Below are 13,544 nucleotides of genomic sequence, written 5' to 3' on the forward strand. Positions count from 1 at the left end.
CGTGGTGTCCGTGTTTCGGGGTGGGCCGGTTCCGCTGACAGAGCGCCGGCCCGGGCAATAAGGGGCCGAGGAGGGCCGGGTGACGACCTATGACGATCGAGCGAGCCTTACTGATCTGACCGCCACTGTGGAGCGTGTCCGCAGTTCGGTGGAGGGTGTGATCGAGGGCAAGCCGGAGGTCGTACGGCTTTCGCTGACCGTACTGCTCGCCGAGGGACATCTTCTGATCGAGGACGTCCCGGGTGTCGGCAAGACGATGCTGGCGAAGGCGCTGGCGCGGTCCATCGACTGTTCGGTGCGACGCATCCAGTTCACGCCCGACCTGCTGCCGTCGGACATCACCGGCGTGTCCATCTGGGACCAGCAGCGCCGGGACTTCGAGTTCAAACCGGGCGCCATCTTCGCCCAGATCGTGATCGGCGACGAGATCAACCGCGCCTCGCCCAAGACCCAGTCCGCGCTGCTGGAGTCGATGGAGGAGCGGCAGGTCACCATCGACGGGCAGACCTATGAACTGCCCAGCCCGTTCATGGTGGTGGCCACCCAGAACCCGGTCGAGATGGAGGGCACCTACCCGCTGCCGGAGGCCCAGCGCGACCGCTTCATGGCCCGCGTCTCGGTCGGCTACCCCAGCGTGGAGGCCGAGTTGCAGATGCTCGACATCCACGGCGGGGCGAACCCCCTGGACGACCTCCAGCCGGTGGCGCACGCGCACGACATCGTGAAGCTCGTCGAGACCGTGCGGGGCGTCCATGTCGCCGAAACGGTCCGGCGGTACGCGGTGGACCTGGTCTCCGCCACCCGTACCCACCCCGACCTCAGACTCGGCGCCTCCCCGCGCGCGACGCTGCACCTGCTGCGCGCGGCGAAGGCGTCCGCGGCCCTGAGCGGCCGGGAGTACGCGCTCCCGGACGACGTCCAGGCACTCGCCGTGGCGGTCCTGGCGCACCGACTGCTGCCCACCGCCCAGGCCCAGCTCAACCGGCGCACCGCGGAGCAGGTCGTCCAGGAGATCCTGCAGCAGACCCCGGTGCCCGCGGCCCCCCAGCAGCAGAACGGCTTCGGCGGTCTGGGCCGGGGCGTGCCGGCGTATCCCCAGCAGCCCCCGCGGAGTCTGTGATGAGCGCCCCGGCGGAGGCCGACCGCGAGGAGTCGGGCGGCGTCCGCACGGCCCTGGCCGGGCTGACCACCCGCGGCCGCTCCTTCCTGGCGGCCGGCATCGCGGCGGTGATCTGCGCGTACGTTCTCGGCCAGAGCGATCTGCGCCGGGTCGGGCTGCTGCTCGCCGTGCTGCCGCTGATCTGCGTGGCCGTGCTCTACCGCACCCGCTACCGGGTGGCCGGCAGCCGCCGGCTCTCCCCCTCGCGGGTGCCGGCCGGCAGCGAGGCCCGGGTCCATCTGCGGATGGACAACGTCTCGCGGCTGCCCACCGGCCTGCTGATGCTCCAGGACCGGGTGCCCTACGTCCTCGGCCCGCGCCCGCGCTTCGTCCTGGACCGGGTCGAGCCGGGCGGCCGCCGGGAGGTCTCCTACCGGGTCCGCTCCGACCTGCGCGGCCGCTATCCGCTGGGCCCGCTCCAGCTGCGCCTGACCGACCCGTTCGGGATGTGCGAACTGACCCGGTCCTTCTCGACGTTCGACACCCTGACCGTCATCCCGCGCGTGGAGCCGCTGTCGCCGATCCGGCTCAGCGGCGAGGCGAAGGGGTACGGCGACGGGCGGCAGCGCTCGCTGGCCCTGGCAGGCGAGGACGACGTGATCCCGCGCGGCTACCGGTACGGCGACGACCTGCGCCGGGTGCACTGGCGCTCCACCGCCCGCTACGGCGAGCTGATGGTGCGCCGCGAGGAGCAGCCGCAGCGCGCCCGCTGCACGGTGCTCCTGGACACCCGGGGCATCGCCTACGAGGGCGCGGGCCCCGACTCGGCGTTCGAGTGGGCGGTCTCCGGCGCCGCCTCGGTCCTGGTCCACATGCTCGAACGCGGTTTCTCGGTCCGGCTGTTGACGGACACCGGCAGCGCGGTGCCCGGTGAGGGCGCCGACGGTTTCGCGGGCTCCGGCCAGGACTCGGCGGACGCGGCCGGGTTGCTGATGGACACCCTGGCCGTGGTCGACCACTCGGACGGCACCGGCCTGTCCCGGGCCTACGACGTCCTGCGCGGCGGGAACGAGGGGCTGCTCGTGGCCTTCCTGGGCGACCTCGACGAGGAACAGGCGGCGGTGGTCACCAAGATGCGCCGGCGCAGCGGCGGTGCCGTCGCCTTCGTCCTGGACCCGGACACCTGGGTACGGGAGCCCACCGACGTGCCCGCGCCGGGCAACGCGCACGAGGAACGGCTGCGGATGCTGCGCGAGGCCGGCTGGACGGCGGTCAGCGTGGCGCGCGGTGCCCCACTGGCCGAGCTGTGGCGGCAGGCCGACCGGGAGCGTCTCTCGGTGGCCGTGGCGGGCGGGGAGGCCCGGTGATGAGCGGACGGGCCCGGCTGGCCCTCACCGCGGCGGCGGCGACGCTGATGGCGTCCTGTTCCCTGCTGCCCCTGGTCTCCCCGACGACCTGGCTGTTCCAGGCGGCGTTCCTGGTGGCGATCCAGACCGGCGTGGGCGCGGCCGCCCGGCGGGTGCCGCTGGCCCGGCCACTGACCGTGGCCGCGCAGGCCCTGGTCACCCTGCTGATGCTGACCCTGGTCTTCGCCCGGGGCCACGCGATCGCCGGGCTGATCCCCGGCCCGGACACCTTCCGGTACTTCGCCGACCTGCTCCAGCAGGGCTCCGACGACGTCAGCCGGTATGCGATACCCGCGCCGCTGTCGGACGGCATCCGGCTGATGGTGATCGGCGGGGTACTGATCGTCGGGCTGATCGTCGACACCCTCGCGGTGACCTTCCGCAGCGCGGCCCCGGCCGGACTGCCGCTGCTCGCGCTGTACTCGGTGGCGGCGGGCCTGTCCGACGGACCGACCGACTGGCTCTGGTTCCTGGTGGCGGCGGCCGGCTACCTGCTGTTGCTGCTCGCCGAGGGCCGGGACCGGCTCTCGCAGTGGGGCCGGGTGTTCGGCGGGGTCTCACGCACCCCGGGCGGCCCGGAGAGCGGCGCGGTGGCCCCGGTGCGCACCGGACGCCGGATCGGCTTCGCGGTGCTGAGCGTCGCCCTGTTCGTGCCGTTCGTGATGCCCTCGATCGAGGGCGGCCTGCTGGACGGCACCGGGAACGGCGTCGGCGTGGGCAACGGGAACGGCGGCACGATCTCCGCGGTCAACCCGCTGGTGTCGCTGCGGGACAGCCTCAACGTGGACGAGGACCGGCAGGTGCTGTCCGTACGGACCAGCACCGCCGACATCTCCGACCTGTATCTGCGGATCGTCTCCCTGGACGACTTCGACGGCACCACCTGGAAGCCGGCCCAACGGCACATCACCGGAGTCCCGGACACCTTCCCGACCCCGGTCGGCCTGGGCGGCGACGTCAAGCGGGCGCCGGTGCGGACCACGATCTCGGCCGCCGACTGGTACGCCCAGGACTGGCTGCCGATGCCGTACCCGCCGAGCGGGGTGAAGATCGCCGGCTCCTGGCGCTACGAGCCCGTCGGGATGACCCTGGTCGGCGACCACGGGCAGAACACCCGCGGTGAGACCTACCAGGTCACCAGCCTGGACGTGCAACCGACGGCGGATCAGCTGGCCGCGGCGCCGGAGCCGTCGGCGGCCATGAAGAAGGACTACACCAAGGTGCCGTCCTCGCTGCCGTCGGTGGTGGCGCAGACGGCCCGGGAGGTCACCGCGGGCGCGACGAGCCATTACGAGGAGGCGGTCAAGCTCCAGGACTACTTCGCGGTGAACGGCGGCTTCCAGTACGACACCCAGGTGCAGGTCGGCCGGGGCGAGGGCGCGATCGCGAACTTCCTGAAGGAGAAGCGCGGTTTCTGCGTGCACTTCTCCTTCGCGATGGCCGCGATGGCCCGGACGCTGGGCATCCCGGCCCGGGTCGCGGTGGGCTTCGCGCCCGGTACCCCGCAGGCCGACGGCACGGTCTCGGTGGGCCTGAAGGACGCGCACGCCTGGCCGGAACTGTACTTCGAGGGCGTGGGCTGGACCCGGTTCGAGCCGACCCCGACCCGGGGCACGACGCCGTCGTACACCGTCTCGGACACCCCCGGCTCCTCGGCGCCGGACGAGGCGCTGCCCTCCAAGGGCGCCTCGGCGGCACCGTCGGCCTCGGCCTCGGCGAGCGAGAGTTGCTCGGCCCAGCTGCGCAAGCAGGACGTCTGCGCGAGCCCGTCGGCGGCGGGCGTGGTGCAGCAGGGCGACGGCGGGCCGCCGTGGTGGCAGCTGGCGCTGTGGGCGCTCGCCGGACTCGCCGTGCTGGCGGTGCCGCTGTCACCGATGCTCTACCGGCAGCGGGTGCGTGCCGACCGGCTCGGGGCCTACGACCGTACCCCCGACGGTGTGGCGGCGCACACGCTGGCGGTCTGGCAGGAACTGATCGACACGGCCTGGGACTTCGGCATCCCGCCGGACGACTCGCAGAGCCCGCGCGGCGCGGCCGCCCGGATCGTCCTGCTGGGCCGCCTCGATCCGGTCTCCGCCGCCTCGGTGCACCGGGTGGCGGACGCGGTCGAACAGGTGCTGTACGCGCCACGGCCGCGGCTGACGGCGGGCCTCTCGGACGACGTCCGCCGGGTGACGGCCGCGTTCAACGGCGCGGTCAGCGTCCACACCCGGCTCAGGGCGCTGTTCGCCCCGCGGTCGGCCGTGCGGGCGCTGTGGGCGGCGGCGGGGTGGTGGGCACGGCTGCGGGAGCGGGCGGCAGCGACCCGACCGACGCTGCGCAAGCCGTCGGAACAGCAGAGCTGACCGGCGGCGGGCTCGCTGACCGGCACAGGGCCGGCCGGTCAGCGGGCTCGCTGACCGGCAGGGAGCACGACCGGCAGAGGGCCCGGCAGCGGGCTCTGCGGACATGACTGAGGGGTGACCACCCGGTGGGTGGTCACCCCTCAGTCGCGCTCTGTTCTGCCTGTTCGGCGAAGTCCTAGTGGCCCTGCTCGTCTCGGCGGCGCTGCCAGCGCTCCTCGATGCGGTCCATCATGGAGCGCTTCGGCCGGACCTGACGGCGGGCCTGCTGGCCTCCCGCGGGCTGCTCGCCGGGCTTGGGAGCCTTGCGCCAGCCGGTGACGGCGAGGACCGCGCAGCCCAGCATGACGAGGAAGCCCACCACGCTGACCCAGATCTCCTTGGCGACCATTCCGGCCATGAGGAGCGCGATACCCACGAGGAAGCCCGCGATCGCCTGGTAGACCCGTCGCCGGGTGTACGACCGCAGCCCGCTTCCCTCAAGCGCTGTCGCGAACTTGGGGTCTTCGGCGTACAGCGCTCGCTCCATCTGCTCAAGCATTCGCTGCTCGTGCTCCGAGAGCGGCACGGCGTCCTCCTCATCGTGCAGTCGCCGGGGCGACCCGGGGGGTCCCTTCAGGATAGGCAGGGAATCGCCCCCGTGAAACCCGCCCCTCTAGGCCAATTGGCCAACCGGAACCCGCCATGGCCGTTCCAGCTCGCTGAGGCTTCCATTCCCCGGCGGCCGGCCCGTCATGCCGAGCGGTCTCCCTCGATCATACGGCGCAAACCCCTCGATCGGGGGGGCTGTGGCGTACTCCATCCGCTGCCGAGTCCCTGATCAGCGGGCTCGTCTCAGGAGAATCTCAGACCCCGGCCGCACCCGGAGTCTCGCCGAGCACATGGAGCTGGGTGGCGACGGCATGGAAGGCCGGGAGCTCGGCCGCGGCGGCCTCCAGCTTGAGCAGCGCGTCGAGAGCGCCGGGCTCGGTGTCCACCAGGACGCCGGGGACGAGGTCGGCGAAGACCCGCACGCCGTGCACGGCGGCGACGGCCAGACCCGCGCCCTCGACCAGGCCGGTGAGCTGCTCGGCGGTGAAGCGGCGCGGCATGGGGTCGCCGGTGCCCCAGCGGCCGTCGGGGTCGTCGAGGGCCTGCCGGGCCTCCTTGAAGTGCCCGGCGAGGGCCCGCGCGACCACGGCCCCGCCGAGTCCGGCGGCGAGCAGGCTGAGGACGCCCTCGGAGCGCAGCGCGGCCACCGTGTTGCGCACACCCTCGGCCGGGTCGTCGACGTACTCCAGGACGCCGTGACAGAGCACCACGTCGTGGCTGCCGCGCTCGACCACGTCGAACAGGCCGAGGACGTCGCCCTGGACGCCCTTGACCCGGTCGGCGACGCCGGCCTCGGCGGCGCGGCGCTCCAGCGCGAACAGCGCGTTCGGGCTGGGGTCGACGACGGTGACGCGGTGTCCGAGGCGGGCGAGGGGCACGGCGAAGTTGCCGCTGCCGCCGCCGGTGTCCAGGACGTCCAGCGCGTCCCGCCCGGTGGCCTTGACCCGGCGGTCGAGGGCGTCCTGGAGGACCTCCCAGACCACGGCGGTACGGAGAGAAGCGCGGGGTCGTGTGGGGTCCGGCACGGCAGTTGACTCCTCGGCGCGGCACCGCCTGTTGCCCGGCGGCGCGAACTCGGTGCCTCCCCGGCCCGAGTGCGGGAGGAGGGAAGGCTTCAGGCGCTCTCCACCCTATTGCCTCCGCTGCCCGGCCATGGCCTCCGCCGCCTCGCCCCGGACCTCCCGCGCCGGGCGTCCGCCGTCCTGGTCAGCCCGCGTCGGGCAACCCCCTGTCCGGGGGGCCGTCCGGCTGCTCCCCGTCCTGTCGCCGGGGCTGCGGCAGCACCGGCTGGAGAATGAGCATCCGCTCGACGATGCGGAGGAACATCTCCACGTCCCGTATCAGGTCGTCGGCGTCGCGGCGGCCCGCCGCGCCCTGGATGCCCGCCTCGGCGCGGGCGCGGCGGCCGGCGCCGGAGGCGAACAGGGCGCTCCACTCGGTGAGCTCGGGCGCCACCTCGGGGAGCACCTCCCAGGCGCTGCGGATGCGGGCCCGGCGCCGGGGCGAGGTCTCGGGGCGGGCGCGGGCGGCGAGCACGGCGGCCGCGGTGCGCAGGGCGGCCAGATGGGCGGTCGCGTAGCGCTCGTTGGGGGTGTCGAGGAGTTCGGCCTCGTCGAGGGCGGCACGGGCCTGGGTGAGCAGGTCGAGGGCGGCGGGTGGGGCCGTGGCCCGGCGGAGCACGGGGTGCACGTCGCTCGCCGGGCCGGTCAGTGAGGGGGCAGGGCCGGTGGCGCGGCGCCGGTGGGCGGCGGCCGCTGAGGAGTTGGCCATGACGAACCTCCTGTCGTCTGGGTGACGGCTCCCTTACCCGGGGTGCCGTATGTGCCCATCGTGCGATATGGCACTGACAATCCGTTCTGACCTGGGGTTTTGCTTCGATCGCGAGTTCGGGTTAGTTTTTGCACTGACCAGTCAGTTCAAAAATGAAGCCGATGCGGACACCACTTCGGAAGGCAGGGGGGACCTGTGCACGGCGTACCTGTCACGGCCGAGCGGCTCGGGCTCAAGGGCCCGCGCGGCTGGGCGTTCCAGGGGATCTCCCTGGACGCCGGGCCCGGCGCGCTGATCGCGGTGGAGGGGCCGTCCGGCTCCGGCCGCACCTGTCTGCTGCTCGCGCTCACCGGACGGATGAGGGCCACCGAGGGCACCGCGGCCGTCGGCGAGGCCCGGCTGCCCAAGCAGTTGGCGGCCGTGCGCCGGATCAGCGCGGTGGCCAACGTCGCCGGGGTCACCGACCTCGAACCCGCCCTGACCGTCGGCGAACACCTGCGGGAACGGGCCCTGCTGCAGCGACGGTTCGGCGACTCGCTGCGCGCCCTGGTGCGGCCCCGGGCCGAGAAGGGCGCACAGGCACGGCAGTCGACCGACGAGGCCCTGGCCGCCGCCGGGCTCGACCTGGAGTCGCTGCCGAAGGGCGCCCGGACCGCCGTACGGGATCTGGAGCGGATCGAGGCGCTGCGGCTGTCGGTGGCGCTGGCGCTGGTGGGGAAGCCGCGGCTGCTCGCCGTGGACGACGCGGACCTGAAGCTGTCGGCGGCCGAACGGACCCAGGTGCGGACGCTGTTGGCGTCGATCGCCGAGGCCGGCACGACTGTGGTGGCGGTCTGCGGGGAGGCGCCGGCGGGGGCCGTGGTGGTGCGCACCGGGACCGTTCAGGAAGAGGAGACCGGGATGCCGGAAGGCCCCGGAACCGGGGAGGAGGCCGGCGATGCGCTCGCCACGACTGGCCGCGCTTGAGCTCAGGCGCTTCGGACGGGGGAGGCTGCCCCGCGCGGCCCTGGTGGCCCTGCTGGTGCTGCCGCTGCTGTACGGCGCGCTCTATCTGTGGTCGTTCTGGGATCCGTACGGCCGGCTGGACCGCATCCCGGTGGCGCTCGTGAACGACGACAAGGGGGCGAGCGCGAGCGGCAGGAAGATCACCGCGGGCGACGACATCGTCGACGGGCTGCGGGACAGCAGGACGTTCGAGTGGCACCAGGTGAGCGCGGCCGAGGCCCACCGGGGTGTCGAGAACGGCACCTACTACCTGTCGCTGACCATGCCCGCCGACTTCAGCTCGCGCATCGCCACCAGTGCCGGCGACTCCCCGCAGACCGGTGCGCTCCAGGTCCGCACGAACGACGCGAACAACTACATCGTCGGCCAGATCTCCCGCACGGTCTTCAACGAGGTGCGCTCGGCGGCGTCCGCGAAGGCCTCCCGGTCCTTCCTGGACCGCATCTTCATCTCGTTCGCCGACATCCACGGGCAGACCGTGCGGGCCGCCGAGGGCGCCGACACGCTCACCGGTGGCATCGGGAAGGCCGAGAAGGGCTCGAAGGACCTCGCCGACGGGCTGACGGACGCCAAGACCGGCAGCGGGAAGCTCGCCAAGGGGATCAGGAAGCTGGACACGGGCGCGGGGACGCTCAAGGACGGTTCCCGGCAGGTCGCGGACGGCACCCAGGCCCTCGCGGACCAGGTCAACGGGGTCTACGGCAAGGTCGGCCCGTATCTCGAGGACAACGAGAAGACCATCGGCGACACGGCGCGGCTGGTCGCCGACTCGGCGCGGACCGTCCGCGACAACCTGGGCGTCCTGGTGAAGGCGGCCCCCGTGGCGGCGAAGACCGCGCACACGGCCGCCGGCACGCTGGACGACGTCTACCGGGCGCGCTGCTCGGCCGAGCTGCTGACCGACCCGGTCTGTCCCGACCTGAAGAAGGCCAGGGACGCGGCCGACGACGTGGCCGCCGTCGCCGACGACCTCGACACGCTGATCGCGGACCAGCACGGCGACCTGAAGACGCTCGACGGGAACCTCGGCACTCTCCAGCGGCAGGCTCAGGCCCTCGCCGACCGGGCCCCGCACCTCTCCGAGGACGTCGCCGACGCCGTCAAGAAGATCAACAAGCTGAACGACGGCGCGGCCCGGGTCGCCGCGGGCGCCGAGCAGCTGGACACCGGCCTCGGCACGGCCCTGACCGGAGCGACCGGCCTGGACACGGGCGTCGGCAAGCTCGAGACCGGCGCCAACGACCTCAACGGCGGGATGTACAAGCTCGTCGACGGCTCCGACAAGCTCGCCGGCGGTCTGCACGACGGCGCCGCCCGGATCCCCGACTACGGCAAGAACGACCGCGACCGGCGCACCGAGGTGATGGCCGACCCGGTCCAGCTCGCCTCCAGGGACCTGCACAAGGCGCCCAACTACGGCACCGGGTTCGCCCCGTACTTCATCCCGCTGTCCCTGTGGGTCGGCGCGATGGTGGCCTACATGCTGATCCAGCCGCTCAACCGGCGTGCCCTGGCGGCCGGTTCGGCGGCCTGGCGGATCGCGCTGGCGGGCTGGCTGCCGGTGGTCGCGGTCGGGGTGCTGCAGACGGCCGCCCTGATGGCCGTACTGCACTGGGCGATCGGTCTGGAGATGGTCCGCGCGGCCGGGACGGTCGGGTTCCTGTTCCTGGTGACGGCGTGCTTCGCGGCCATCGTGCAGTGGCTGAACGCACGCTTCGGGGCGGCCGGCCGGATCCTGGTGCTGGCACTCCTGATGCTCCAGCTGACCTCGGCGGGCGGCACCTATCCCGTGCAGACCAGCCCGGGCTTCTTCAACGCGATCCACCCGTTCCTGCCGATGAGCTACATCGTGGCGGCCCTGCGGAGGCTGATCACGGGCGGTGGGCTGGGACCTGTGTGGCAGGCCTGTGCCGTCCTGACGGCGTTCACGGCGGGCGCCCTCGCGCTCACCGCTCTGTCGGCCCGGCGCCGCCAGGTGTGGACGCTGGACCGGCTGCACCCCGAGCTGAGCCTGTGAGGAGATCCATGTCCTTGCCTCCGGTGCCCGGCGGTGCCGCCGTTCCTGTGAGAATCAGGACCATGGAAAGCAGCAGCACCACGGGCGGCAGCACGCGCCGTGAAGCCACCCGGCAGAAGCTCTACGAGGCGGCCGTCACCCTCATCGCCGAGCAGGGCTTCTCCGCCACCACCGTGGACGAGATCGCCGAGCGTGCCGGGGTCGCGAAGGGCACGGTCTACTACAACTTCGCGAGCAAGTCGGTCCTCTTCGAGGAGCTGCTGCGGCACGGCGTGGGCCTGCTCACCGCCTCCTTGAAGGAGGCCGCCGAGCGGACCGCGCGGGAGGGCGGCAGCCGGGTCGACGCCCTGGACGCCATGATCCGCGCGGGCCTGGTCTTCATCGACCGCTACCCGGCCTTCACCCAGCTCTACGTGGCCGAGCTGTGGCGTACCAACCGGGCCTGGCAGTCCACGCTGATGGTGGTCCGGCAGCAGGCGGTCGCGGTCGTCGAGGGCGTGCTGCGCGAGGGCGTCGAGAACGGCGAGTTCAGCTACGAGATCGACATCCAGCTGACGGCGGCCGCGCTGGTCGGCATGGTGCTGGTGGCCGCGCTGGACTGGAAGTCCTTCCAGCCGGAGCGCTCCCTGGACGACGTCCACTCGGCGCTGTCCCGGCTGTTGCAGGGGCGGGTGAGCGGGAAGGCCTGAGCCCTTCCCGGACCGGCACGCGCGCGCGTGGCCACGAGAAGACCACCCGCGCGCGTGGGCGGACGAAAGCACCGCCCGCGCGTGGGCGGACGAAAGCGCCGGCCCGCCGTGGCCGCGTCCCCCGCGGGCCACCGTCGGACCGGCGCCTTCCGTACACCCCCGCGTTTCCCCCGGTTTCCCGTTGTTTCCCCCGGGTCCCCTCTCCCCCGTGTCTCGCTTCCGCCGACGGATCGGCGGAAGGAGCGGTCGAGGGCGCCGGCGCCGTTCCGCCGCCCCGTGTCGGCGGTACCGGACCTGGCGCCCCTTTCCGTGCCTCCACTCTCTCGTTCACGCAGGTCGCGGCCCATCCGCGCGCGTACTCAACTCACTCCCTAGGTACGCGTACTCAGCTCTGCGTGCTCAGGCCCAGGACGCGCGGGCGCCGACTGGCTACGATCGCGTCCGTGTCGGTACTCCCCTTGGTCTTCACCAGCGGCTGGGCCTGCGGAATCAACGCGTACGCGGTGGTGCTGCTGCTCGGCTTCTTCGGCGCGACAGGCCTGAGCGACGACGTCCCCGAGACGCTGCAGCGCCCCGAGGTGCTGATCATCGCGGGCGTGCTGTTCCTGTGCGAGTCGGTCGCCGACAAGATCCCGTACGTCGACTCGGTGTGGGACTCCGTGCACACGGTGGTCCGCCCGGTGGCGGGCGCCTGGGTCGGGGCGCTGCTCGCCGGGCACAGCGGCTCCCTGTCGGACGTGGCGGCCGGGCTGATCGGGGGCTCGACGGCGCTGGCCAGCCACACGGTCAAGGCCGGGACCCGGATGGCGGTCAACACCTCGCCGGAGCCGTTCAGCAACATCGTGCTGAGCTTCGCCGAGGATCTCGGGGTCGGCGCGATCGTCTCGTTCGCGATGTTCCACCCGCTGGCGGCGGCGATCATCGCGGCGGTACTGCTGGCCACCGGTCTGATCGTGCTGGTGTTCCTGATCTCCCGGATCCGCCGCTTCTGGCGCCGCCGCGCCCAGCGCCGGGAGGAACGCCGGCTGGCGACCCAGGTGGGCGGACCACCGGGCTGACGGGCCGCCGGTCCGGGTTGTCAGTGGCGGTCGATAAAGTCGCGGGCATGGGACGGATTGCGGTGATCGGCGCCGGGATGGGCGCCATGGCGGCGGCCGCCCGGCTGGCCGTCGCGGGCCACCGGGTGACGGTGTACGAGCGTTCGGAGACGTACGGCGGCGGGGTGCGCCGGTTCGAGCGCGACGGGTTCGCCTTCGACACCGGCCCGGGGCTGCTGCCGCTGCCCGCCGTCTACCGCGACCTGTTCGTCAAGACCGGCAAGGAGCCGCTGGAGGACCGGGTCGAGCTGGTCCAGGTCGACCCCTCGGCCCGGCACGTCTTCGCGGACGGCACCGAGGTCGCGCTGCCGAACGCGTCCCGCGCGGGCGTCGTCACCGCCCTGGACGAGGCGCTCGGGGCGGGCGCCGGACAGCGCTGGGGCGACTTCCTGGTGCGGGCCCGGGAGGCCTGGGACCGCACCCGGCGTCCGCTGCTGGAGGAGCCGCTGTGGCCGAACTGGCAGGTGCTGGCCGAGCGCGAACCGTATCCGTCCGTGCCGCACAAGAAGCTGCTGCGCACCCGCCGGGCCGGCACGCTCGCCGAGATCGGCGCCTGGGAGCTGCGCGACGAGCGGCTCGCCGCCCTGCTGAACAGCCACGCGCTCGCCCATGGCCTCAACCCCCGTGACACCCCGGCGAGCGCGGCGGTGCTGCCGTACCTGGAGCACGCCTTCGGCACCTGGTATGTGCGTGGCGGGATCAGGGAGTTGGCGCGTGCGGTGTACGAGCGGTGCGTACAGCGGCGGGTCGAGTTCGTGTTCGGCGCGGAGGTCACCGCGGTACTGGCGAAGGACGGCCGGGCGGCGGGGGTGGAGCTTGCCGGGGGCGGTGTGATCGACGCGGACCATGTGGTGGCCGGAGTGGATCCGGTGCGGCTCGACGCCCTCACGCGGCTGACGGGGTGCCACCTGGACGCCGCGGACGATGTGCGGGCCGACACGAAGGCGGCGCGCCCCGGCCGCTTCACCGTGCTGCTCGCGCTGCGGGGCGGGCCCGAGGCCGGTGCCGCGCACCGCACGATCGTGCACGCCCCGGACGACGAGACCGAGCTGGACCTGCTGTCCGCACCCGGCGGCGACCGTCCGGTGCGCCCCACCGTGACGGTGCTGCGCCCCGACGACCCGGCACTGAGACCGGACGACGACCACGAGTCCGTGGTGCTGTCGGCGGTGCTGTCGACCGATGCCGGCTGGGAGAGGGCCGACACGGCCCGGGTGTGTACGGAATTTCTCCTGGAAGCCGCCGAGGCCGCCGTCCCGGGGCTGCGGGAGCGCCTGATCTGGCACGAGACGCTGCTGCCGGAACAGGTCACGGGGACCGGGGGGTTCGGGGAGATCTCGGCTCCCGCCCTCGCCTCCGGCAAGGGCCGTTTCCTGCATCCGGCCAACACCACCCGGCTGCCGGGCCTGTACCGGGTCGGCGGCTGGTCGCACCCCGGCGGCGGGCTTGCGCACACCGGTATGTCCGGGGCGCTGGTGGCCGGGCTGATCGTGGAGGGGCCGGAGTTCCGCGGCTCGCAGTGAGGCGC

11 protein-coding genes are annotated in these 13,544 nt (G+C 73.1%); 8 read left to right on the forward strand and 3 right to left on the reverse strand.

Annotation, left to right across the window (positions count from 1 at the left end; genetic code table 11):
* Nucleotides 1-79: 79 nt before the first annotated feature.
* From ABZ642_RS14240 to ABZ642_RS14250, 3 genes are read left to right on the forward strand one after another with little or no spacing between them, the layout of a single operon-like run.
* Nucleotides 80-1,120, forward strand: coding sequence for a MoxR family ATPase (locus ABZ642_RS14240; RefSeq protein ID WP_360482307.1), 1,041 nt, complete (start codon nucleotides 80-82; stop codon nucleotides 1,118-1,120).
* Entirely contained in the window at nucleotides 1,120-2,466 is a 1,347-nt protein-coding gene (locus ABZ642_RS14245) for a DUF58 domain-containing protein (protein ID WP_360482310.1), read from the forward strand. Before ABZ642_RS14240 ends, ABZ642_RS14245 begins: the two co-directional genes overlap by 1 nt.
* Nucleotides 2,466-4,850: a DUF3488 and transglutaminase-like domain-containing protein gene (locus tag ABZ642_RS14250; RefSeq protein WP_360482313.1), complete on the forward strand. Its 2,385-nt coding sequence runs from the start codon at nucleotides 2,466-2,468 to the stop codon at nucleotides 4,848-4,850. Before ABZ642_RS14245 ends, ABZ642_RS14250 begins: the two co-directional genes overlap by 1 nt.
* A gap of 175 nt (nucleotides 4,851-5,025) precedes the next feature.
* On the opposite strand, the gene ABZ642_RS14255 is transcribed toward ABZ642_RS14250, so the two are convergent.
* The 3 genes from ABZ642_RS14255 to ABZ642_RS14265 all read right to left on the reverse strand — a co-directional run bounded on the left by ABZ642_RS14255 (nucleotide 5,026) and on the right by ABZ642_RS14265 (nucleotide 7,208).
* Nucleotides 5,026-5,415, reverse strand: coding sequence for a DUF3040 domain-containing protein (locus tag ABZ642_RS14255; protein WP_360482316.1), 390 nt, complete (start codon nucleotides 5,413-5,415; stop codon nucleotides 5,026-5,028).
* Nucleotides 5,416-5,692: 277 nt separating this feature from the next.
* Nucleotides 5,693-6,463, reverse strand: a complete 771-nt coding sequence (locus ABZ642_RS14260) for a methyltransferase (protein WP_360482319.1) — start codon at nucleotides 6,461-6,463, stop codon at nucleotides 5,693-5,695.
* A gap of 181 nt (nucleotides 6,464-6,644) precedes the next feature.
* Entirely contained in the window at nucleotides 6,645-7,208 is a 564-nt protein-coding gene (locus ABZ642_RS14265) for an SAV_6107 family HEPN domain-containing protein (protein WP_360482322.1), read from the reverse strand.
* A gap of 195 nt (nucleotides 7,209-7,403) precedes the next feature.
* Between ABZ642_RS14265 and ABZ642_RS14270 the strand changes: the two genes are divergently transcribed.
* The 5 genes from ABZ642_RS14270 to ABZ642_RS14290 all read left to right on the forward strand — a co-directional run bounded on the left by ABZ642_RS14270 (nucleotide 7,404) and on the right by ABZ642_RS14290 (nucleotide 13,539).
* Nucleotides 7,404-8,174: an ATP-binding cassette domain-containing protein gene (locus ABZ642_RS14270; RefSeq protein ID WP_360482325.1), complete on the forward strand. Its 771-nt coding sequence runs from the start codon at nucleotides 7,404-7,406 to the stop codon at nucleotides 8,172-8,174.
* Nucleotides 8,146-10,230, forward strand: a complete 2,085-nt coding sequence (locus ABZ642_RS14275; RefSeq protein ID WP_360482328.1) for a YhgE/Pip domain-containing protein — start codon at nucleotides 8,146-8,148, stop codon at nucleotides 10,228-10,230. Before ABZ642_RS14270 ends, ABZ642_RS14275 begins: the two co-directional genes overlap by 29 nt.
* Nucleotides 10,231-10,292: 62 nt before the next feature.
* Nucleotides 10,293-10,919: a TetR/AcrR family transcriptional regulator gene (locus ABZ642_RS14280; protein WP_360482331.1), complete on the forward strand. Its 627-nt coding sequence runs from the start codon at nucleotides 10,293-10,295 to the stop codon at nucleotides 10,917-10,919.
* A 443-nt stretch (nucleotides 10,920-11,362) separates the two neighbouring features.
* A complete protein-coding gene (locus tag ABZ642_RS14285; protein WP_360482334.1) occupies nucleotides 11,363-11,977 on the forward strand; it encodes a DUF4126 domain-containing protein in 615 nt (204 codons plus the stop codon).
* A 47-nt stretch (nucleotides 11,978-12,024) separates the two neighbouring features.
* Nucleotides 12,025-13,539 carry an NAD(P)/FAD-dependent oxidoreductase gene (locus ABZ642_RS14290; RefSeq protein WP_360482337.1) on the forward strand — a complete coding sequence of 505 codons (1,515 nt, stop codon included), beginning with the start codon at nucleotides 12,025-12,027 and terminating at the stop codon, nucleotides 13,537-13,539.
* Nucleotides 13,540-13,544 lie beyond the last annotated feature (5 nt).

It is taken from the genome of Streptomyces sp. NPDC007157 (genome assembly GCF_040634235.1).
Lineage (GTDB): Bacteria > Actinomycetota > Actinomycetes > Streptomycetales > Streptomycetaceae > Streptomyces.

Excerpts from the sequence above, each read along its gene's own strand:
- ABZ642_RS14265 (WP_360482322.1), bottom strand. The coding sequence starts at position 7,208 with ATGGCCAACTCCTCAGCGGCCGCCGCCCACCGGCGCCGCGCCACCGGC.
- ABZ642_RS14275 (WP_360482328.1), top strand. The coding sequence starts at position 8,146 with ATGCGCTCGCCACGACTGGCCGCGCTTGAGCTCAGGCGCTTCGGACGG.
- ABZ642_RS14250 (WP_360482313.1), top strand. The coding sequence starts at position 2,466 with ATGAGCGGACGGGCCCGGCTGGCCCTCACCGCGGCGGCGGCGACGCTG.
- ABZ642_RS14290 (WP_360482337.1), top strand. The coding sequence starts at position 12,025 with ATGGGACGGATTGCGGTGATCGGCGCCGGGATGGGCGCCATGGCGGCG.
- ABZ642_RS14280 (WP_360482331.1), top strand. The coding sequence starts at position 10,293 with ATGGAAAGCAGCAGCACCACGGGCGGCAGCACGCGCCGTGAAGCCACC.
- ABZ642_RS14245 (WP_360482310.1), top strand. The coding sequence starts at position 1,120 with ATGAGCGCCCCGGCGGAGGCCGACCGCGAGGAGTCGGGCGGCGTCCGC.